Annotated in this window: 20 protein-coding genes and 2 pseudogenes; 18 read left to right on the forward strand and 4 right to left on the reverse strand. The window is 42.7% G+C overall.

The genetic code is table 11. From position 1 onward, the window contains the following. Positions 1-243: 243 nt before the first annotated feature. Positions 244-3,366 (forward strand): annotated as a pseudogene (locus R50345_RS11555) (X2-like carbohydrate binding domain-containing protein); the annotation flags it as partial. A 63-nt stretch (positions 3,367-3,429) separates the two neighbouring features. After that, positions 3,430-4,152: pseudogene (locus R50345_RS31920) on the forward strand (X2-like carbohydrate binding domain-containing protein); the annotation flags it as partial. Positions 4,153-4,238: 86 nt separating this feature from the next. Here the strand turns inward: R50345_RS31920 and R50345_RS11560 are convergent. After that, on the reverse strand, positions 4,239-5,219 hold the full coding sequence (locus R50345_RS11560; RefSeq protein WP_042126665.1) for a quinone oxidoreductase family protein: 981 nt from the start codon (positions 5,217-5,219) through the stop codon (positions 4,239-4,241). A 158-nt stretch (positions 5,220-5,377) separates the two neighbouring features. Further along, positions 5,378-6,118, reverse strand: coding sequence for an SDR family NAD(P)-dependent oxidoreductase (locus R50345_RS11565; RefSeq protein ID WP_042126667.1), 741 nt, complete (start codon positions 6,116-6,118; stop codon positions 5,378-5,380). Between the two features lie 130 nt (positions 6,119-6,248). Here R50345_RS11565 and R50345_RS11570 point away from each other — a divergent pair, with 130 nt between their 5' ends. Then, a complete protein-coding gene (locus R50345_RS11570) occupies positions 6,249-7,142 on the forward strand; it encodes a LysR family transcriptional regulator (protein WP_042126669.1) in 894 nt (297 codons plus the stop codon). Between the two features lie 391 nt (positions 7,143-7,533). Beyond that, complete coding sequence (locus R50345_RS11580; RefSeq protein WP_042126673.1) at positions 7,534-8,250, forward strand: SAM-dependent methyltransferase; 717 nt, start codon at positions 7,534-7,536, stop codon at positions 8,248-8,250. 93 nt (positions 8,251-8,343) lie between these two features. Here the strand turns inward: R50345_RS11580 and R50345_RS11585 are convergent, their stop codons facing one another. Beyond that, positions 8,344-9,558, reverse strand: coding sequence for an MFS transporter (locus tag R50345_RS11585; protein ID WP_042132091.1), 1,215 nt, complete (start codon positions 9,556-9,558; stop codon positions 8,344-8,346). A 174-nt stretch (positions 9,559-9,732) separates the two neighbouring features. Here R50345_RS11585 and R50345_RS11590 point away from each other — a divergent pair, with 174 nt between their 5' ends. The 7 genes from R50345_RS11590 (at position 9,733) to R50345_RS30275 (ending at position 15,016) form a co-directional block, all read left to right on the forward strand. Next, entirely contained in the window at positions 9,733-10,179 is a 447-nt protein-coding gene (locus R50345_RS11590; protein WP_042126675.1) for a GyrI-like domain-containing protein, read from the forward strand. Next, positions 10,176-11,138: a phosphotransferase enzyme family protein gene (locus R50345_RS11595; protein ID WP_042126676.1), complete on the forward strand. Its 963-nt coding sequence runs from the start codon at positions 10,176-10,178 to the stop codon at positions 11,136-11,138. The genes R50345_RS11590 and R50345_RS11595 overlap by 4 nt, the downstream gene beginning before the upstream one ends. Positions 11,139-11,198: 60 nt before the next feature. Further along, positions 11,199-11,684, forward strand: a complete 486-nt coding sequence (locus R50345_RS11600) for a DUF3888 domain-containing protein (protein WP_042126680.1) — start codon at positions 11,199-11,201, stop codon at positions 11,682-11,684. Positions 11,685-12,005: 321 nt separating this feature from the next. Beyond that, positions 12,006-12,275, forward strand: a complete 270-nt coding sequence (locus tag R50345_RS11605; protein WP_042126682.1) for a hypothetical protein — start codon at positions 12,006-12,008, stop codon at positions 12,273-12,275. Beyond that, positions 12,276-13,418 (forward strand): DNA polymerase III subunit beta, encoded by a 1,143-nt coding sequence (gene dnaN / locus R50345_RS11610; protein ID WP_042126684.1) that lies wholly within the window; start codon positions 12,276-12,278, stop codon positions 13,416-13,418. Positions 13,419-13,504: 86 nt separating this feature from the next. Next, on the forward strand, positions 13,505-14,389 hold the full coding sequence (locus R50345_RS11615) for an EFR1 family ferrodoxin (RefSeq protein WP_042126686.1): 885 nt from the start codon (positions 13,505-13,507) through the stop codon (positions 14,387-14,389). Between the two features lie 3 nt (positions 14,390-14,392). Next, positions 14,393-15,016, forward strand: a complete 624-nt coding sequence (locus tag R50345_RS30275; protein ID WP_156114779.1) for a hypothetical protein — start codon at positions 14,393-14,395, stop codon at positions 15,014-15,016. Positions 15,017-15,118: 102 nt separating this feature from the next. Here R50345_RS30275 and R50345_RS11625 read toward each other — a convergent pair whose 3' ends face one another. After that, positions 15,119-15,736: a nitroreductase family protein gene (locus tag R50345_RS11625; protein ID WP_042126687.1), complete on the reverse strand. Its 618-nt coding sequence runs from the start codon at positions 15,734-15,736 to the stop codon at positions 15,119-15,121. 259 nt (positions 15,737-15,995) lie between these two features. Here R50345_RS11625 and R50345_RS11630 point away from each other — a divergent pair, with 259 nt between their 5' ends. From R50345_RS11630 to R50345_RS11660, 7 genes are all read left to right on the forward strand, one after another. After that, positions 15,996-16,841: a DUF2785 domain-containing protein gene (locus tag R50345_RS11630; protein ID WP_042132093.1), complete on the forward strand. Its 846-nt coding sequence runs from the start codon at positions 15,996-15,998 to the stop codon at positions 16,839-16,841. Between the two features lie 207 nt (positions 16,842-17,048). Then, positions 17,049-17,492 carry a helical membrane plugin domain-containing protein gene (locus tag R50345_RS11635; protein ID WP_042126688.1) on the forward strand — a complete coding sequence of 148 codons (444 nt, stop codon included), beginning with the start codon at positions 17,049-17,051 and terminating at the stop codon, positions 17,490-17,492. A 39-nt stretch (positions 17,493-17,531) separates the two neighbouring features. Next, positions 17,532-18,710: an NAD(P)/FAD-dependent oxidoreductase gene (locus tag R50345_RS11640; protein WP_042126690.1), complete on the forward strand. Its 1,179-nt coding sequence runs from the start codon at positions 17,532-17,534 to the stop codon at positions 18,708-18,710. A 158-nt stretch (positions 18,711-18,868) separates the two neighbouring features. Beyond that, positions 18,869-19,504: an SGNH/GDSL hydrolase family protein gene (locus tag R50345_RS11645; protein WP_042126692.1), complete on the forward strand. Its 636-nt coding sequence runs from the start codon at positions 18,869-18,871 to the stop codon at positions 19,502-19,504. A gap of 139 nt (positions 19,505-19,643) precedes the next feature. After that, positions 19,644-20,690 (forward strand): YhfM domain-containing protein, encoded by a 1,047-nt coding sequence (locus tag R50345_RS11650; protein ID WP_156114780.1) that lies wholly within the window; start codon positions 19,644-19,646, stop codon positions 20,688-20,690. Positions 20,691-20,722: 32 nt separating this feature from the next. Next, entirely contained in the window at positions 20,723-21,469 is a 747-nt protein-coding gene (gene map, locus R50345_RS11655; protein ID WP_042126696.1) for a type I methionyl aminopeptidase, read from the forward strand. A 16-nt stretch (positions 21,470-21,485) separates the two neighbouring features. Further along, on the forward strand, positions 21,486-22,067 hold the full coding sequence (locus R50345_RS11660; protein ID WP_042126698.1) for a DJ-1/PfpI family protein: 582 nt from the start codon (positions 21,486-21,488) through the stop codon (positions 22,065-22,067). Positions 22,068-22,087 lie beyond the last annotated feature (20 nt).

Here is a 22,087-nt window from a genome sequence, read left to right on the forward strand (position 1 = left end):
ATGGTACGATTTTTAAAGACAAACTTCATAAAAATACAACCATTTTCTCTCGATAATGAAAAACATTACCATTATAATGAAAGCGTTATCAGTAAATTTTAAATAGTCATGTTTAGGGGGGAGGGAAGAAGCAGGGATACAGAGTAGGAGGAAAGCAAAAGCAAACCAATAAAATTGTAGGAGGCGTAAAACGTGATTCGTAATCGTATCCGAAAAACTGGATTGTTAATCCTGCTTGGCGCGATGGTAGGCTCTTTATTCTCTGCATTCCCAGCTACTACTCATGCGGCTGCAAGTGAACCTTACAATTGGAAGAGTGTTGTAACGGGGGCAGGCGGTGGCTTTGTACCCGGTATTATTTTTAATCAGTCCGAACCCAATTTAATCTATGCCAGAACAGATATCGGGGGTGCCTATCGCTGGAATCAGGCTACCTCTAGCTGGACTTCAATTAGTGACTCCGTGGGCTGGGTCGATTGGAATAAGAATGGTGTAGATGCCCTTGCTACAGATCCTATTGATCCGAACAAAGTGTATATGGCAACAGGTACTTATACTAACTCTTGGGATAATAACGGTCAGATTATGCGCTCTAATGACCGGGGTAACACTTGGCAAACCACTCCACTGCCTTTTAAAGTAGGTGGAAATATGCCGGGCCGATCTGCGGGTGAACGCCTTGTGATCGACCCGAATAAGAATAATATTTTATTCTTCGGAACAAGAAGTGGTAATGGGCTCTGGAAAAGTACGGACTCCGGTGTTACTTGGTCGAAGGTAACCTCCTTTACGAATGTAGGAACATATATTCAGAACCCGACATTGGATTATGGAAATGATCTCGTCGGCTTATCCTGGATTACATTCGATAAAAGTACAGGAACGCTTGGCAATGCGACTCAAACGATATATGTAGGGGTTGCCGATACAGCAAGCAGCGTATATAGGAGCACTGATGGAGGCGCGACTTGGACAGCTCTGGCTGGACAACCTACAGGATACTTGCCACATCATGGTGTGCTTTCCTCTACAGGTGATCTGTATATAACTTATAGCAATGGTGTAGGTCCTTATGACGGAAGTAAAGGTGAAGTTTGGAAATTCAATAAAACAAGCGGTGCATGGACGAACATCAGCCCTTCAACCGGAACGGATAATTGGTATGGCTTCGGTGGTTTGGCGGTGGATGCTCAGAATCCTAACACAGTGATGGTATCCAGTTTAAACGCTTGGTGGCCTGATGAAGTGATTTTCCGCAGTACGAACGGTGGTGCAACATGGAGCCGAATTTGGGATTGGGGTAATTATCCAGAACGAACTTATAAGTTCAGTATGGATATCACAGCAGCACCTTGGCTCGATCATGGAACGACTTCGACCTCTCTTGATCCATCACCAAAACTGGGCTGGATGATGGGCGACCTGGAAATTGATCCTTTCAACTCTAACCGGATGATGTATGGTACGGGGGCCACTATTTATGGCTCAAACAATTTGACCTCATGGGATACCGGAGGCAAGGTAAATATCTCTGTTATGGCAAAGGGTGTGGAGGAAACTGCAGTATTAGGCCTGATAAGCCCGCCAACTGGAACGTCCCATTTGATCACTGCGCTTGGTGACGTATCTGGTTTCCGGCATGAGGATTTGTCGGTAGCTCCAACTAAATTCCAGACCAGTCCTTCATGGGCAACAACGATGAGTATTGATTATGCTGAGCTGAGCCCCTCCTACATAGTTCGGGTAGGGAGTGCGGATAAAGAAAAATCCCCAAGCATGAAGTCTATCGGTATCTCTAATGATGGTGGAGTGAACTGGTACATGCCAAATTCCGAACCGTCCAATGGAACCAAAACAACGGTGGGGCATGGACAAGTAGCTGTATCTGCGAGTGGTAACTCCATTCTGTGGAGCACCTCGGATATTGGTGTGTACTACTCCAAAACTTCAGGTAATTCTTGGACAGCAAGCGCCGGTTTACCTGCTGGAGCAAAAGTAGCATCTGATCGAGTGAATACAAACAAATTCTACGGATTCTTTGCTGGAATCTTCTATGTTAGTGTGGATGGCGGAGCTACATTTACGGCCACTTCAGCTTCAGGGTTCCCAACCAATGATGTGGCTGGATTACAGCCGAATGAAGCTCAGATCAGCATGAAGGCAGTACCGGGCATTGAAGGCGACATCTGGTTTGCTGGAGGGAACACGACAGAGAATAAATATGGTTTGTGGCACTCCACGAACTCTGGTGCGAGCTTTACGAAATTAACAAATGTACAAGAAGCTGATCTGATCGGTTATGGAAAGGCTGCGCCGGGTCAAACTTACATGGCGCTGTACACGGTAGCGAAGATTGATGGCGTGCGGGGCGTCTTCCGTTCTGATGATGTTGGCGCAACATGGGTTCGTATTAATGACGATGCCCACCAATATGCCAAAATCAATATGGCGATTACTGGTGACCCAAGAATTTATGGACGTGTGTATCTAGGAACGAATGGCCGAGGTACCTTGTATGCAGATCCTGTGAATGCACCCGTTACAGGATCAACCATTACGCCGACAGCAGCAAGCTTCGATAAGAAAACAGCGAATCAAGCAGACGTTGCAGTAACTATGACGCTCAATGGAAATACGCTGAGTACGATCAAGAACGGAACAGCAACATTGGTTGCTGGGACAGATTACACGGTCAGCGGATCGACAGTGACGATTAAGAAGTCTTATCTAGCTACGCAAGCGGTGGGAACGACCACGCTGACGTTCAGCTTTAGCGCGGGAGCTACGCAATCCTTAGGGATTGCGGTATCGGATACAACAACACCTGTATCCAACTCCACGATAACGCCGACAGCAGCAAGCTTCGATAAGAAAACAGCGAATCAAGCAGACGTTGCAGTAACTATGACGCTCAATGGAAATACGCTGAGTACGATCAAGAACGGAACAGCAACATTGGTTGCTGGGACAGATTACACGGTCAGCGGATCGACAGTGACGATTAAGAAGTCTTATCTAGCTACACAAGCGGTGGGAACAACAACGCTGACGTTCAGCTTTAGCGCGGGAGCTACGCAATCCTTAACGATTGCGGTATCGGATACAACAACACCCGTATCCAACTCCACAATAACGCCGACAACAGCAAGCTTTGATAAGAAAACAGCGAATCAAGCAGACGTTGCAGTATCTATGACGCTCAATGGAAATACGCTGAGTACGATCAAGAACGGAACAGCAACATTGGTTGCTGGGACAGATTACACAGTCAGCGGATCGACTGCGACGATTAAAAAGTCGTATCTGGCAACGCAAGCGGTGGGAACGACCACGCTGACGTTTAGCTTTAGCGCAGGGGCTGCACAATCGTTGGCGGTTGCGGTATCGGATACGACAACACCCGTATCCAACTCAACGATAACGCCAACAACCGCAGGCTTTGACAAGAAAACAGCGAATCAAGCAGACGTCGCAGTAACGCTGACGTTGAACGGAAATACGCTGAGCACGATCAAAAATGGAACAGCCAATCTCGTAGCGGGAACTGATTATACGATCAGCGGATCGACTGTGACGATTAAAAAGTCGTATCTGGCAACGCAAGCAGTAGGGACGACTACATTGACTTTTGAGTTTAGTGCAGGGGCCACACAATCCTTGATTGTCACCATTTCAGATACGACAGTAGCTCCGTCAGCAGCACTAAAGGTACAGATGTATAACGGATCATTGTCTGCTTCCGGAAATACGTTGAATCCAAAGTTCAAGCTGGTGAACACGAGCACAAGCGCAGTTACGCTCTCTGATGTGAAATTAAGATACTATTACACAATTGATGAAGAAAAGCCGCAAAGCTTCTTCTGTGATTGGTCGCAGGTCGGAAGCGCGAATGTAACCGGAACGTTTGTGAAGCTGCCAACCGCTAAGTCGGATGCGGATTATTATTTGGAGGTCGGATTCACAAGTGCAGCGGGTTCACTTGCTGCTGGTGCAAGTATCGATATTCAGGTGCGTGTGTCTAAAAATGACTGGACGAATTACACTCAAACCGGTGATTACTCCTTTAATGCGGTGGATACCAATTATGTGGACTGGACTAAAGCGCCAGCTTACGTCTCAGGAAATCTGATTTGGGGTAGTGAACCTAACTAATCTATTTTTTAAATCATTTGAGCAAAGACCGAACAAGTTATTCCTTGTTCGGTCTTTGCGTTTCATTGAACCTTGAACATGCATTATTAGTTCTCCAAATAAAGTAACACCTTACCAGTGCTGTTTCTATTTTCAACGAATTGATGTGCTAAGGATGCTTCGCTTAAAGGGAATCTTGCACTAATTTTAATGTCTAGCTGTCCATTTTCTAACAAGCTGAAGATTTGAACGGCTGTGTCTTTTAAAATTTCAGGACGTTCTTTTCTAATAGTTCCTAAACTAAATCCAAGAACGGAGCGGCAACTTGCATGAAGGTCATTGGTTTGTACTTGTCCATATCTGCCACTAGAATTTCCGAATATAACTAGGCGACCCATAGGGGCAAGGCATTTCAAACTCTGTGCAGTGATATCCCCACCAACTGAATCTAAGATGATGTCTACACCTTTTCCATCTGTTAATTCATTTACCTTTTCAGCAAACTCGCCATTTGCATAACAAATCGTATGGTCTGCTCCTGCATTTAATGCCATGGGTATTTTCTCTTCATTTCCTACGGTTCCAATTATATTTTTTGCACCTAATGCTTTTGCTATTTGGATTGCAGTAGTTCCTACCCCGCCAGAAGCAGAGTGGATGAGAATATTTTCTCCTTTTTGCAACTTAGCAATATCCGCTAGGAGTTTGTAGGATAAGAAAGATACAATTCCACAAGCCCCAGCAATCTCAAAAGGAATACCATCAGGAATTGCGAAAGTTAAGTTCTCGTCGGCAACCACATATTCTGCATACGATCCATGATGAGGAAAAGCTAATACGCGTTGACCTATATAAAAAGACTTCACATCATTGCCGATTTTTTCAATAATGCCGGATGCTTCTAAGCCTAGTATAAATGGTAGTTTTCCTTCTCCCTTATTTCCCAATCTGGCTTTAATATCGGCAAAATTGACACTTGTTGTTTGTACACGAATCAGGATTTGATTCGAGTTTATTGAGGGCATCTCAACATCTGCATACTTCATATTCTCTATTGAACCGAACTTATCGACAATAACTGCTTTCAAAATTCACTCCTCCTTTGTTTCATCTTGTGAAACTTAGTTTTGTTTTATATATAATCATATAACTTAGAGGAAAAAATATCAAAATGAAATATATATCATGCAAAAGACCAAAACTGACGGTTTTCCTTGCTAGACTCGTATAAAAGCCCTTTTAGTTGTTATAACGTTTGACCACTATCTACCGTGATGATCTGTCCGGTCATTGCTTCCTGTTCCAGTGTTGAGCAGACGAATTGAGCGATATCCTCAGTGGATGAAATACGCCGGAGCAGTAAATTAGGCGCTAATTTATGCATTTGTTCTTCTCGACCAGACCACCATCTGGTAGCAACAGCTCCCGGAGCGACACAGTTAACTCTAATATTAGGAGCCAGGGCGTGGGCTAAAGATTTCGTAAGACCATGAACAGCAGCTTTGGAGACCGCGTAAGGAAGGGAAGAGCCTAAGCCAGTTTGTCCGGCGATACTGCCAAGATTGACGATGGCGCCTGACGTACTTTTGTTCATATACGGCGCCACTGCTCTGGCGCAGAAGAACATGCCTTTCACATTTACATCATAGAGTTCATCCCATACCTCTTCCGTAGCTTTTTCCAGATCACCTAGCGCAATATGTTTAGTAATACTAGCGTTATTCACCAGCAGATCTACCGTTCCAAAATGCTGAATGATCAAATTCACCATACTCCGTACTTCCTGATCCTTAGAAACATCAGCTTGTACTGCTATGGCTTGCCCCCCTTGATTTACAATCATATTCACCGTTTCTTTGGCCTCTACCTCGGATTTAGAATAGTTCACTGCCACACGGGCTCCGCGTCGGGCTAATTCCAAGCTTACAGCCTTGCCAATTCCAGTACCTCCACCAGTTACTAATGCTACTTTATTGTTAAGAACCATCTCATTCACTCCTTAGGTTGGCATATGTGTTTGATATAGAGTATTCTATAGTGAATATTGGATTTCGTATAATTGAATTAAATGAAGGTTTGGTTCAATTTATTTGAACTGAATGGCGGGGGTCACTAGAATGGATCTAAAAACAATAAAAACCTTTCAAACCATCGTGATTTCAGGAAGCTTTAACCGTGCAGCAGAAGAATTGAATTATGCCCAATCGACTGTTACGATGCAAATGCAGAGGCTTGAATCCGACTTAGGCTGTCAACTGCTTGAGCGTGGAAAACAAATTAGCTTAACCGATGCGGGTAGATTGTTTTATGAACAGAGCTTACATATTGTTAAGGATATGGAGCGGCTTCAGAGTCAGTTGGCTGATTTAAAAATAGGCGAGGCTGGCAACGTCCGCATAGGGGTAACGGATCCTACGGCGAGCTATCGGTTGCCGCAGCTGTTAAGCAGTTTTATGACGCGGTTTCCGAAAATAAAAGTTTCTGTGGAGATTGCGGGAACCGGAGCACTCAGTGAACTACTTTTGCGAGGCGAAATTGATATGGCAGTTTGTTCCGGACCAGAGCTGGGTAAGGAGCTTTATTTTGAACCCTTATTTGCAGAGGAATTTGTGTTACTTATGCCAGAAGCGCATCCCCTTGCTTCCAAGGAGAGTATCACGCCAGAGGATTTACGGGATCATCGATTACTTATAACGGCAGTGAACTGTCCTTATCGCAAAAAATTAGAAAGTGTGCTGCAGGAATCAGGCGGAGCACCATTAGATACTATGGAGATTGGTAGCATGACGGCTCTGAAATATTTTGTGGAAAGTGGTTTAGGTGTCGCTCTTGTCCCTGAGATTGTGCTGAAACCGGCACTTGCAGGAACGGTGGTACGGAAGCTGGAGGGAAGGGTGATTGATATGACCTGCGGTATCCTATGTAAACTTTCGGATTATCCACTCAAGCTTGCGAGCTCCAGATTGTATCATTTTTTAAAGCAGGAATTAACCTCGACAAGGATATTTTGAATTTTAAACGAATTGTATGTATTAGGAAAAAATAGAAAGGGCGGTGCTTGATGTTTTTAAGGAGAAAATTCAGTTTCTGGTTTTCGATTATTAGTATCATCATCTGTCTGTGCGATTATTTGGGGATTGAGATCGCAAACATCATTCTTGTACGACTTAATCCCATTATAGATACGCTGATTTTTACGAAGCCCTTTGCAAACTGGATGGTTGATGTTAATAATACAGAATGGGCTGCCAGCAGTATATTAATTAGCGTCAGATTTCCCACGTATCTCATTCATTTTGGAACGTTCCTAATTTTAGGACTTCTTATAGATTATCTTATTCATATATTTAAACAGAAGTAAAAAGTGAGCCTATTAGCCGAGATGAGGAAAGGTGAGATGAGATGAGCGGAGCAGAGGGAAAGCTTGAGTTGGAGAGGATTGTTTTTATAGGAAGGACCTTTGAGGAATATTTGCAGATGTTCAATTTGAAAGAGGCGGATCTTATGGGCGGGCGGATTTTGGACTGTCCTGCGGGTGCCTGTTCTTTTACAGCGATATCGAATCAGCTCGGGAGTGAGGTAACGGCTGCCGATATTGCTTATTATTACTCTGCGGATGAGCTTGCAGACAAAGGTATTCAAGATATCGAGCATGCTATGTCTGAACTGGAAAAGGTACAAGGTAACTTTGTGTGGGACTACTTCGGGTCTATAGCGGATCTTACACAAGCGAGGAATAGGGCTTTGAACGATAACACCAATGATCGGAGACAAACCCCGGAGCGATATATTCCTGTGGTTTTACCTGATCTGCCTTTTAATGATGAGGCTTTTGATCTGACGTTGTCTGCACACTTCCTGTTTATGTATAGTGATCGGCTGGACTATGATTTTCATCTAAGGACCGTTAATGAACTTATGCGGGTGACGAGGGGAGAGCTTCGTATTTTCCCTTTAGTTGATCTGTGTTGCAAAAGATATGAGCATTTAGATCGCCTTATCGTTGAGATGGTTCACCAAGGTTTCGCTGTGGAGGAGATGGAGGTTCCTTATGAATTTCAAAAAGGGGCAAATCAGATGCTAAGCATTAGAAGAATGAAGCCACAAGATAATAGATAGCTATAGTTTGTTAAAATAAAAACGAGGGCATCCCTAAGCCATTTTCATCGCTTGGGAGACACCCTCGTTTTTAAATATAGTCCTATAAAAAATTTACGCCATTTTCTCTTTACGTTCTGCTACATAACAAGCAATACCAAGTACCAGACCGAGTCCTACCAGAACCGCACCGACCCATGGCAGCGAAGTAATTGCCAGATGAGAAATGACCCATCCACCAATGAAGGCACCTGTTGCGTTTCCGAGATTCCCTGCCGAGTGGCTGGTTGTAGAAGCAAGTGCAGGAGCGGCTTGAGCCAGACTCATGATTCGTATTTGTAATCCTGGCATGACCGCGAAGGACACCATACCCCAGAAGAATATTGTGATGACCGCAGCTACTGGACTATGCATTGTGAAGGAAAAGATCGTAAGAATGACACTAACCGCGAAATAAAGTCCCACAATAGAAGGCATCAGCTTCCAATCTGCAAGCTTCCCGCCAACGATATTCCCGATGGTAACACCACAGCCGAAGAGAACTAGAATCCATGTCACATTATGCTCGGCAAAGCCGGTAACTTCCATTAGCAGTGGCGCTATATAAGTGAATACCGTGAACAAGCTGGCGTTACCAAGCGCACCGATCAGTAAGAATAGAAGCAATTTAGGATTAGCTAGCGCAGAAATTTGTTGGATTACACTAGCAGGTTTGTCTTGTTTAATCTTTGGTATGAAAATAAGAATGCCGATTAGCGCAGCGACTCCCATGACTGCAATCGCAGCAAATGAGGCGCGCCAGCCCATATTTTGCCCAATAAATGTTCCTAGAGGGACACCGACGATATTAGCAATCGTTAGACCAGCCATCATAATGGATACGGCTCCGGCCCGCCTATTGGGCTTGACCAGATTAGAAGCGATCACTGCCCCAACGCCAAAGAAAGTCCCATGTGTTAAAGCTGTAATGATACGAGCTACCATAAGAACGGCATAGTTTGGAGCAAATACAGAGATTCCGTTGCCTAGAATAAATAATACCATGAGCAGGCATAACAGTTTCTTTTGCGGGATTCGTTGTGTAAGGATGGTTAGGATAGGGGCGCCGACGGCTACCCCAAGGGCATACATCGTGATAAGCTGACCTGCAGTTGAAATACTAACCTGTAAATCCTTGGCTACATTTGGTAAAATACCCATGATGACAAATTCAGTCATTCCAATCGCAAAAGCGCCTACCGTAAGCGAAAGAATAGAGATGGGAAAAGGTTCTTTGCGTGTTTTTTCCACACGGGCTGGTTCCTTGTTGAGGTTTGGAATTGCGTTCATGGTGCCGATGTTCAACCTTTCTTCTGTCTGTAATGAAGCTCCACCCTTATTAAGATGATAGATCCGACATGTAGTACTGCTTTATATTATTTAGTTTTCTGAAAATATTTTCAAGAGAAATATTTATTTCAAATATTTTTCATTTTAAATCATCATTGAAGGGATGGATTATTCATGCTGGTTGAAGGCCAAGTCCGAGTACTCGAATTACCGGAAATGAAGCTGGTGGGTTTAAGTATTACTTCTTCTTTTGTAGGACACGATCCGGAAAGAGTAGAGGCGATGAAGCAAGAATTTAATAGAAGAAAAGATGAAATCAGCCATATCATTCACGCTGAACGTTATCTTAGCCCACATTTTTCTACCGAAAATTTATTTACTTATATGATCTGTATGGAAGTGGAGGAGCTCACAAATGTTCCTGAGGGCATGCTTGGTTTTGCAATCCCGGCTCATCAGTATGCTCATGTAAGATCCAAAGGTGATCCCTATGATGAACTTCATAGTTATGTGAGGAATAATGATTTGCAGAGTAATGATCGTGCATTGGCTATAGAAATCTACCAGTTTGCTAATTCTACGTGGCCTGATGAGGTTGATGTGTACATTCCATTGCGATGAGAAATAATTATAAGCAAGCAGCTTTAATGGCGCTCCAGCACTTTGATCTCGATTGGACGCAGATTCGTTTCAATCAACGATCGGACACTTGCACTTTTGTAATAGAGACTAATAAAGAGGGAACTTTCTTGCTGCGTCTTCATTCGGGGAGGTCAAAAGAGGAAATTAACTCTGAAATCGCGTGGCTGGAGCTTTTGAAGAGCAAAATGGATGTACCTCTGCCAAAAGGCGTGCATGATCGCACAGGTTCTGTCACGTTCAAAGTGGAGCAAGGTAATGGGGACGGCGTATATGCATCGTTAATGCGCTGGGTTGAAGGTGAACATGCGAATGAAGGATTTAATGAAGAACAAATTTATAAAGAAGGTGTATTATTAGCGAAGCTACATAAAGCGGCGCAAGAGCTTGAGTTACCCCCAGGCTTTAATCGTCCTGTTTGGGATGAACATAGTTTTAGAAAAGCAATGCTCCGTTTAAAACTGCACTACCATAGTTTTCTTACAGAGGAAGAGTTCTTGCTGTATCAGTCTGCGGCTGAGAAATTATACGTCTGGTTAAGCAAGCAGCATAAATATAAGAACAGAAGAACTTATGGAGTCATCCATGGTGATTTACATCAAGGGAATATCATTTTTAAAGAGGGGGAACCTCGACCGATTGATTTTGGAAGATGTGGCTGGGGATATTATCTTTATGACGTGGCACACACCATACTAGGACTGTATCCCTTACAAAGAGAGCTGGTCATTAAGGGCTACGAGAGCATTGGCAAGCTTGATGGGGAGTGGTTGCAGACTTTAGAGCATTTTACGGTCATGGTCATGATCGAGAATTATTGCCATCACGCACCCGATCCTAGAGAAACCGAGGGACTGAAAGCAGAACAACCGTATGCACTGGCGATTCTAAGGAATTATCTGAAGGGAGATCCCTTTCTTTTTAATACAATTGAGATTTAACGTATAAAAATAGGGCCTCTTTGGAGAATTTATAAAAAGTTCCCTAAGGAGGCTATTTTGATGAAAAAAAGCTGGATTGCACCTCTTCTTATCGCAGTTTTGCTCTTGCTGGGGCAACAACCTTGCTCCGCTAATGGGTTGGTTCAATCGCAAGCCGAGGCTCCTTCCAGATCTGATTCGGGACCGAAGCTTCCAGATCAGGATTCGCGCGAACTTATGTTTCAAGATATGTTAATGACATTTCTATCACCCTATATTGACAAAAAAATCGCTGAAATTTATGCGCCACTTTTGAGAGAATCGCCAATGGTTTATCCTTACTTTGTGGATGTGACTGAGGTGAAGCGGATCAATGGTTTTCGTGGGTTTGATTTCTTGATTACACTTAACGTATATCCTACAGTAGGTCCACATATTTCAGTTGGAGAAGATACCATGACTTTTAGAATTTCTTCTGGTCCTAAGGTAAAGCTTGAATCGTTCAAGCATCTAAAAGACCCTAATAAGTCAGACTTCCCGCAAAATTATCAGAATATCTTAAGATAGTGCGGTTGTGAGGTAAGATATTATCATGAGTAGGGAGTTCTGGGATAAAGATGATCGGAACAGTAGGGAAGGGAGTCCTTGGGAGATGGTGAGTGAGAGGGAATAAGGTGCTTAGTCACTTTTAGTTGCAGAGAATACACTTACATCGCTCAGGCAGCACAATGTATAAATATAGATGTATAAAGTGCAATTCACACACTCCGATCTTGGGGTGTTTTTTTATGTTTCGAATGATGGTGGAATAAGGGCGATTATGATATTATGAAAATAGCAGGTATATTGATTTAAGTTACTAAAATCAAAAAAAGAAGGTGCGAGGGAATGAGTGATTATAAATTCGAAGATGAGGATAAAGTCAAAGTAGGTATAGCTACAAAAGACGGGCAATTAGGGTTTCTTTTTACAAGGGGAGGTCTTCGGGAAGGAGCAGGTAGAAAAAGCACCGGCATAACTAAAAAGGTATCTTTGACGTTATCTGAGGACGTTTGGCAGGAGATAGAGCAGGCTTGTGAGGAACAGAACGCATCTCGCTCCCAAGTATTTCGGAACATTATTGAGGCGCATTTTGTAAAGGAATCTAAGGAGAGTTAGGTGAAGTCTTTGCTAATCCATGTATCAAAAGATTCTCTTAGTACCGCATTACAGGCAGTATCAAAAGCCATATCCGCGAATAGCTCCTCACGTGTTCTATCAGGAATACTTATTCAGGCGCAAACTCAGGGGCTGATTATAACGGCGAGCAATATAAGAATGACCATTGAATATAAGCTCCCTGTGAAGAGGGATTCGGTGGTTGTACACAACACAGGTGAGATCGTAGTTCCCGCGCGTTATTTTTATGAGATCATTCGTAAGCTTGATCCTGGACTTATTAGGCTGAGAATCGCAGAGTCATTGATGCTAAACATTCAATCTGGGAACACTCAATTTCGTTTATGTGGAATGGATGCGGCAGAGTTTCCGAGAATCCAATACATAGATCATCCAAACATTCAAAGGATAAGTATGAATAACACTCTTTTGAAGCAAATATTTAAAAGAGTGGTTTTTGCGGTCTCTTCATCGGAAACCAGACCTGTGCTCACAGGAGTATCTCTTCAAATTGATAGGCGAAATATTCGTGTAGTCGCCACTGATGGCATCCGTCTCGCCCAGCATGTTGTTGAAAGCGTAGAAGATTACGGTGCAATTCATTTGGATGTTGTAATTCCGGGCAGCACCCTGGAGGATCTTTTAAAAATATTAAACGATGATGCAGGCGGCAGCACCGAATTAGAAATAGGGCCTAAGCAAATCAGATTTATTTCTAATGGATTGAGGGTTCAGTCTGCCCTTCTAGAAGGAACCTATCCCTCTGTCAATAATTTAATCCCGAAAGCATACCTTTCCGAAGTGATTGTTAAGACAGAACGTTTGTTACATGTGGTTGAACGTATTTCTATATTGGCTGGTGAGAGTGTTATGCTGAGCGTACTTCCTTCTCACATGCTAAGTTTAGTGTCCAAGACTGCAGAAATTGGGGATGTAAAAGAAGAGATTCCTTTAGAGTATCTAGATGGTGATCATTTTCGAGCAGCATTTAACGGAAAGTATTTCCGGGAAATCCTTCGGGCGATTGATAGTGAGACGCTTAGAATCAGGTTCGCGGGCAAAGAAAGGCCGCTGGTGATCCTGCCTGTAGACGCATCTACGTCTACACTTTTTTTAATTACTCCTGTGAGGACGCACGATTGAGTATATGATTATGCACTATAATCCCACTTCAACTTCACAGCTTTCTTTGCTGGGGATGAGGTATATTTGCTCTGGGAGGGGATGGCATGCATAATGCGAAGACGGCTATATTTTATTTCTCAGGTACTGGAAATACGGAGATTATTGCTAAGCAATTTACTGAAGCACTCAGAAGTAGCGGACAAGACGTAGATTTGTTTAGAATGGAAGATGTTCTAAAAGGTACTCGTTCTGTCGAATATGAATCCTACGACCTTATTGGGATTGGTCATCCGGTTCTAGGTTTTGGCGCATCCGGATTTGTCGAACGTTTTGTAGAACAGCTACCTGATTGTAATGGAACTCCGGCTTTTGTATTCAAGACAGCCTCTTCTCCACACTATATTAATAACGGTGCTTCGAATACTGTACTTCGTTATTTACGTAAGAAGGGATTTACACCTTTCCACAATTCCATTTTGGCGATGCCATGCAATTTTTATATAAAATATGATGATAGATTGAATAAGCAGTTATATCAGGTCGCTCAGCGTAAGGTGAAGTTATTTGCAGAGGAAATCATGAATCGGATTCCACGGAACCTGCGGATTCATCCTGTGCTGGAGGGAGTTCTGAGAACGGTATATTATTGTGAGGAACATCAAGGGGGGAAATACTTCGCCAAAGGATTGCGAACAACAGACTCTTGCACACGATGTTTGAAATGCGTTAGAAGCTGTCCAACTTCTAATATTAGCAATAGCGCAGATGGGATTATATTCGGTCAAAATTGCTTATTATGTATGCGTTGTGTTTATTCTTGTCCTCAGAAGGCGATCCAAGCGACACGGCTTAAGGCCAGTGTTGTAGATCCCTATACTGGAGGTTCAAAACTTCATAATCTAATGAAGGATTCTGAGAATGATGGACGGTTTATAACTCCAAAGTCCAAGGGTTATTACAAGCATTTTATTAAATACTTGGAGGATTGAATGATGAATCTGTTTAAGATAGGATCGAAACCGCTGGGGATAGAGCTGATGGCTGCATTTTTGGAGGATAATTATGTGAGTATCGGCTACCCGGGAATAGGGGATTTGGAGAACATCAGTATAGAAGAGCTGCGTGAACGGTTGCTTCGTACTTATCAATACAGTGAGCTGGAGCTTACAGAACATTTGCAAGCCATTCACCTGTTCGTAAATACAATGCAGGATGGCGATTATGTGCTGGTGTGTGATGGAGACTGGGTACATCTAGGTGATCTTGGCGATTATTTTTACAACGAATTATATGACACGCCAGACAACGGCACATGCCATCGAAGAGGTGTAACTTGGCTGAATAGTCTTCCGATAATCGACCTAAACGCAGAAGTGAAAGAGTTTCTTAGCGATAGTGGATTAGCTGAGCAGTATAAGGGGCCAATACCTAGCGCTCGTGTGGATCTGTGGATTAAAGGGTCTTATGCTTCAGAGCAAGCGGTGAATCATCAAGTGCTTGTGGATGATGAGACACTCTCTATTGCGCTCGGTATTTTGAAGAAAGCTCTAGTCAGTGAAGATGTAGAACGACAAGAACGAGCTGCGATTGCAATTCTTCAGTACGCTAAGCAGTGAAGAAAGGTTTCAGATCCACAGCCTCATTAAAAAGCGTTCCATCCGTTATTCAAACCTCGGATGGAACGCTTTTGTCATAATATTGTTATGCTTCTATAATACTCAGATAAATTCAACGAATTCATTGACCGGTTTACGATAGCCGCGTGGTCTGATTTTATGTTTCTTGTCTTTGCCGATAGTGATCAGCATAACAGGTACCATATGATCGGGTAGATTTAAAGTGGATTGAATGGCTTCCGGATCAAAGCCGATCATCGGGCAGGTATCCCAGCCTTTATCTTTGGCAATCAGCATGAAGTGCATGGCAGACAGAGAAGCATTCCGTATAGCTTCATCTCTTTGAAAAGCATCATTTCCTGAATAAGCATTGTTAATTGTTTCTATCTCTGCATCATAATCCTCTTGGCTCATCGCCCCTAAAGCTTTGAGTCCTCCGTAAATTTCTGGAGCCTTCAGATAAGCATTCTTATCTCCGAGCACCACAATTACCGCTGAGGAAGAGTGTATTTTATATTGACCGTAAGCTGCCTTACGAATCTCTTCTTTCAAATTCTCATCAGAAACGACTTTATAGTTTGTATGTTGAAGATTATAAGCCGATGGTGCCAATCTGGCGTAAGAGAACATTTCCTCTAGTTCATTCTGAGGGATCTTTACCCCTTCAACAAAATTCATCGCAGACCTACGGGATTCAATCAAATCTGTAAAAGTGCTCATGAGTTATTCCTCCATATGTGTATGTATTTGCTTTTTAATTATAAACAAGTGACATTTATAAATAAACTAACTATTTGTTACTAACTCAAAATAGCACAGTTAATTATTTTCGTCAATGATTAAATTCTCACTTCATGTAGCTTAAGTCTTCTAAGTACTTGGAGTGTATGAAGAATAAATACTATGTTGTAAAATATTAGGATGTAAATTAGGATACTAGGATATGCAAAATGCTTTTATAAATGAAAGGGTGGGAATGTTGAACGATACTAGAGAGCAGTTGATCATAGACCTGCAAAGAATTGAAGAGAACGATTATGAGCTTAGAAGTGGAGAGCAGCTAAGGGATTATGTGAAGCTGATGCTTGAGTACATAGGAGATCCACAGCCGGAGCTGCGAGATAATTTGATCTATTCCACCTTCTACAAATGGACGAACGAGAAACAATGGTTTAGTGATGCAGAGCTTCGTGAACTTCTCTTGATTCTCCTTGACGAGCAGCATTTGTTCTATCACATTGGCAGCAAAGAGGATCAGGCTGTGTTCACAAGAACGTTTTCTGTTCTGGTCGTTGCACTTATTCTTCAGCGGCATAGGGAAAAGGCTTTTTTAGATAGCGCTGAGTTTACAAATGTGAAGGAAGCTCTGATTAGATATTATGAGGAAGAACAGGATTTACGAGGATTTATGCAAGAAGAAGGCTGGGCGCACGCTGCAGCGCATGGTGCAGATGCCTTGGATGAACTGGTATTGTGCTCGGAGAGTGATGCTGCAATCAGGGAAGAGGTTCTGGCGGTCATCCAAAGAATGCTTTACAACAATCATCAGTACATTTTTAGCGATGAAGAAGATGAACGGATGGCTACGATTGTAGCTACAATCATAGATCATCATTTACTTCCGCAGCAGTCAATTGTCGACTGGGTCAGCAGCTTGGAGCAATGTGGTGGGTGGCCAAGAAGTCGCAACAAGTATGTTGCTCGTGTGAATACAAAGAATTTCCTTCGTTCTCTTTACTTTAGGTTGCTTCCAACAATGAAGAATCAGGATATGGTGAACGCTTTATTGAAGTCGGAGATGAAATTAAATGAATTTACACAATAAGTATTTAATCACCTAAGCGTATATAAAAAATATCGAAAATTTTAATCAATCGATTTTAATGTAATAAAAATCACAAAACTTTAGAAAAATTCAAAAACTTTGTGACATTTATAACTTGATAAGTGCTATAATAGAAATATGGCGTTAAAAGTTATTATTTTTTATTACTATTAAGCAGCAAAGCTTATTTGCAGAGGAGATTCGGATATGTCAGAAACAATCACTCAAACAACCCCTGAACAAGAATCACCAAAATTAGTTGTTACTCAAGAACAAATGAATGTTCTTGAGCAGCTATTGAAGCCTGAAGTTCAGGAATCGTTAACTGTCTTAGTAGAACAGTTGCCAAAATTAACAGAGCTTGTCGGCGTGCTCACAAAGTCATATGACTTTGTTCAAACTGTCGCTGCGGATGAAGTCTTGAAAAGTGATACGGTAAGTGCAATTAAAGAGCTTGCTGAACCTGTGGTGCATTCTGCGAAGAATATGGCAGCTACAGTGATCGAAGCGCAAGATCGTGCGAATGAAAGTAGCGATGTGATCGGTGTATTTGGTCTAATGAAGATGATGAAAGATCCACAAGCACAAAAGCTTTTCCGTTTTGTAAATGCTTATCTTCAAGTTGCCGGCGAACGCAGTCAGCAGAAATAATATTTTTTATATCTCATTCGTAAGGACGGAGGAAACATCATGTCTAAACATATTGTCATTCTAGGAGCAGGTTATGGTGGTTTACTAAGCGCCTTGACTGTACGCAAGTACCTAAAGAAAGACGAAGCTAAAATTACAGTCGTTAATCAATATCCTACTCATCAAATTATTACAGAATTGCATCGTCTTGCAGCAGGTAGTGTTGCAGAAGGTGCTGTTGCTATGCCGCTAGCTAAGCTTTTTGCAGGTAAAGATATCGACCTGAAAATTGCAAAAGTTAATTCTTTTTCTGTTGAGAACAAACAAATTACACTATCTGATGGTGTGACATTATCCTACGATGCTTTGGTTGTGGGTCTTGGAAGCACAACAGCTTATTTTGGCATTCCAGGTCTTGAGCAATACAGCATGGTCTTGAAATCTGCAGCGGATGCTAACAGAATTCATCGTCACATTGACGAACGTATCCGTGAATATGCAAAGTCTAAAAATCCAGCGGATGCAAGCATTCTAATCGGCGGCGGTGGCTTAACAGGTGTTGAACTGGTTGGTGAAATCGCTGATGTGTTGCCAACACTCACTAAGAAATATGGTGTGGATCCTAAAGAAATTAAACTGATGCTGGTTGAAGCAGGTCCTAAGATTCTTCCGGTATTGCCAGATGCACTGATCGAACGCGCAGTGGCAAGCTTAGAAAAACGTGGTGTACAATTCTTGACAGGTCTACCTGTGACGAATGTAGCAGATAATGTAATTGACTTGAAAGACGGTCAAAAAATTGTTGCTAACACATTTGTATGGACGGGCGGCGTACAAGGAAATCCACTGATTGGTGAGTCCGGTCTTGAAGTGAACCGTGGTCGTGCAACGGTAAATGAATTCCTGCAATCCACCTCACACAAAGACGTATTCGTTGCTGGTGACAGCGCCGTAGTCTTTGCTGAGGATGGTCGTCCATATCCACCTACTGCACAAATCGCTTGGCAAATGGGTGAATTGATCGGTTACAATCTTTATGCGTACTTGAAGGACAAATCTTTTGAATCCTTTAGTCCGATCAACTCAGGTACTCTTGCGAGCTTAGGCCGTAAAGACGGTGTGGCCATCGTTGGTGCAAGCTCTACTCCGCTAAAAGGATTACCAGCAACCTTGATGAAGGAAGCCAGTAATATTCGTTACTTGTCCCACATTAAAGGATTGTTTAGCTTAGCTTATTAATTTATGATTGGAAAACCTGCTCTGAATTGAGCAGGTTTTTTTGTTGATCTCTAGTGGTTTCTACCATGAATTGTAAACGTTATCCTAGTACGCAGTATTCGTTTTTGCTATAATAGATTGGCTAATATTAACAAAGGGAAATAGAGGAGGATTACGTGATGTTATTCCGGCAAAACGATGTCATTCTGTTTCAAGGCGACAGCATAACGGATTGGGGTCGTAATTATGAAGATGCTTCATCGCTTGGTGTAGGTTATGCATTGATGATCGCCGCTCGTCTGGGGCATTTATATCCTGAGAAGAACCTTACATTCTATAATCGCGGAATTAGCGGCAATCGTGCTGTAGATTTGCAGGAACGCTGGGATAAGGATTGCCTGAATCTAAAGCCGACTTGGGTGTCCATATATATTGGTATTAACGACACTTGGCGCCGCTTTGATTCTGGTCAGGAAACAACGCCTGAACAATTTGAAGCTGCGTATCGTGACCTGATCGAGCGCACGCAGCATTCGCTCGCTGCTAAATTAGTCCTAATAGAGCCATTCGTGTTGCCTGTTCCTGAAGATCGTAAAGCTTGGCGCCAGGATCTGGACCCGAAAATTCACATTGTACGGGAACTGGCGCGTGAATATGGTGCATTGCTTGTTCCACTGGATGGCCTGTTTGCTGCGGCATCTGTAAAAGCAGAACCTGCTTATTGGGCTCCGGATGGAGTACATCCATCACCTGCAGGCCATGCCCTTATTGCAGATGCTTGGCTTAAGACGGTAGGAGCTACCGATAAAGCTTAAGGGTCTGATCGTATTTCTAAATAATTCACTTGATTCTATAAGACTAGAACCACTCATTAAAGGAGCAGGTTATAGTCTTTTTTTATAACTGCTAGGAAAGTCGTTTCGTTATATTTATTGACACTGTTATAATTGGGTTATGTTTCTTTTATTGGAGGCGGTTCGTATTCGGCGTTTATTGTGTGTTGTATCTTTGGTAGTAGTTACGCTGTTAAGCGGATGTAAGAATGACGTGGGATTCATTAATGCTAGGTGGATCACCGGAGTGTCTTTAACTCCTGTAACAACTAGTGATCAGAACCAAGTTGATCGACCCGAACATTTTGAGACCCTAATACTGAAGGACTCTACTCTGATTAAGACGCTTGCGGAGGCTATGAACAAGAGCAATAAATTATCGGGGGAGCTGGATTGGGCCCCTGAATTTAAAATGGAACTTGTTTATGGTGATGGCTACTCGAAGGATTATTACATAGCAATAGGTGATGAGCCCGGCTATAGAGGAGTATTTACTACAGCTGAGAATGGTGGTCAGGGCTACTCTATTCCGGTGAAGAATTCGGACCAATTAAGGAAACTCATTTTTGGGACAGTAGATCAGGCGAACATAGAACAGACGGAGTCGCTGGAGTCTTCTGTTAAGGTTACAGGTCCAGTAACGATATCACATAATGATCTCTATCCCTTAACGAATAGAACTGGATTCTTGAATCTGCAGCTTTTAGATGGAACCTACAGTGAGGATTGGACAATACCAGGTCCGTTGATGGGAAGGAATTGGAGCGGCAGATTTGGGCTTGTTCTTATTGATAATCAAGGGAGAACTTTGAATAGCTTTCCACTCAGTGAACATTTTGAGGATCCCATAATATTTAAAGATTTTTTTCAAATTCAGTTTGAGGACTATAATGGCGACGGCGATCCGGATTTTACTTTGGGGCAGTACGGGTCAAGTAACGGTTACTTCTACAAGTTGTTTACGCTTAGAAAAAATAACGTTATAGAGGAACTACCAATCCAATCCGGTTCTGATTTATTTATCAGCAGTCCTAAGGGGTATTCGATAAAGCTTGATAAAGTGGATGACCATAGCTTCAAGAGAAGTTATTACGATAATGTAGCGGGTAAACAGATGGAAGATATTTTTCAGTGGAATGGAAGTGCATTTCAGAAGTTAGACAAGTGATTCATACCAGAAGTGAGAGGAATGTGTGATAGATGACGAGTGATACCATACAAGATTTAGAAGGACTAAAAGCCATAGGAAAAGTGGTAGGACATACCATCGCCGAGATGAAAAAGAAAGTTACTCCCGGCATGACAACAGCAGAGCTTGATAAGATTGGAGCTGGCATTCTAGCGGAATTCGGAGCATCCTCAGCCCCGATGAAAACGTATAATTTTCCAGGCAGCACCTGCATCAGTGTAAATGAAGAGGTTGCTCATGGGATTCCTGGTCCTAGAGTGATTAATGCCGGTGATTTGATCAATATTGATGTATCTGCTGAGTTGAATGGTTATTATGGGGACGCGGGGGTTTCTTTTCAATTGCCACCCTACAATGAGGATATTTTACGTCTGTGCCGGAGTACTGAGGAAACTATGATGAGCGTAATCAATCATCTGAGAGCTGGGATGAAGGTCAATGAAATTGGCAGAATGATGGAGCTCGAAGCTCGGAAACGCGGCTATAGAGTGGTTCGTAATCTGTGCAGCCACGGGATTGGCAAATCACTGCATGAGAAGCCATTTGAAATCTTACCTTTCTATAATCCTAGAGTGACTACAGTGTTAAAAGAGGGACAGGTGATTACCGTTGAACCTTTCCTCTCTACTGGAGCAGATTACGTGGAGCAGCAGTCGGATGGATGGACACTGAGCGTTGTAGACAATGGCCGGGTAGCGCAGTTTGAGCATACGATTATCGTGACGAAAGGTGAGCCTATTATCCTAACCAAACCATAAAGAGGAGAGTGCGAGTGTGAAAATCGCCTTTATACTTTTTGACGGGATTACGTTCTTAGATTTTGCGGGGTTCTATGATGTTATTTATCGATTAGGGCAATTTGAAATCGGCAAAGGGTTGTCGTGGGATATATGTGCAGCTTCGGAAGAAGTGACGGATGAGTTAGGATTCACTGTAAAAGCAGAGAAAGTGCTGCCTGAGCTTTCGGAGTATGACATGATATTTGTACCTGGAGGGATGGGGACACGGAAACTCCGTTATGATGAAGCATTTGTCTCATGGATTGCGGGTGCCCGCAATGTTCCTTATAAGGTGTCGGTCTGCACTGGATCACTGCTGCTTGGGGCTGCGGGGTTGTTAGAAGGGAAAAAAGCCACTACCCATCCATCTGCCTATGATTTACTAAGACCCTATTGTGAAGAAGTTGTGGAGACCCGTATTGTACATGATGGAAATGTAATTACAGGTGGTGGAGTTTCGACTTCTATTGATCTAGGTTTATATCTGATTTCATCTTTGGCTGGTGAATCAGCAATGAATTCGGTGAAGAAGCAGATTGATTATCCGTATGAGATGCAGGGGATCGTTCGAATCTGAAGATAGATACCGGAGGGACC

The sequence above is a fragment of the Paenibacillus sp. FSL R5-0345 genome, assembly GCF_000758585.1.
Lineage (GTDB): Bacteria > Bacillota > Bacilli > Paenibacillales > Paenibacillaceae > Paenibacillus_AQ.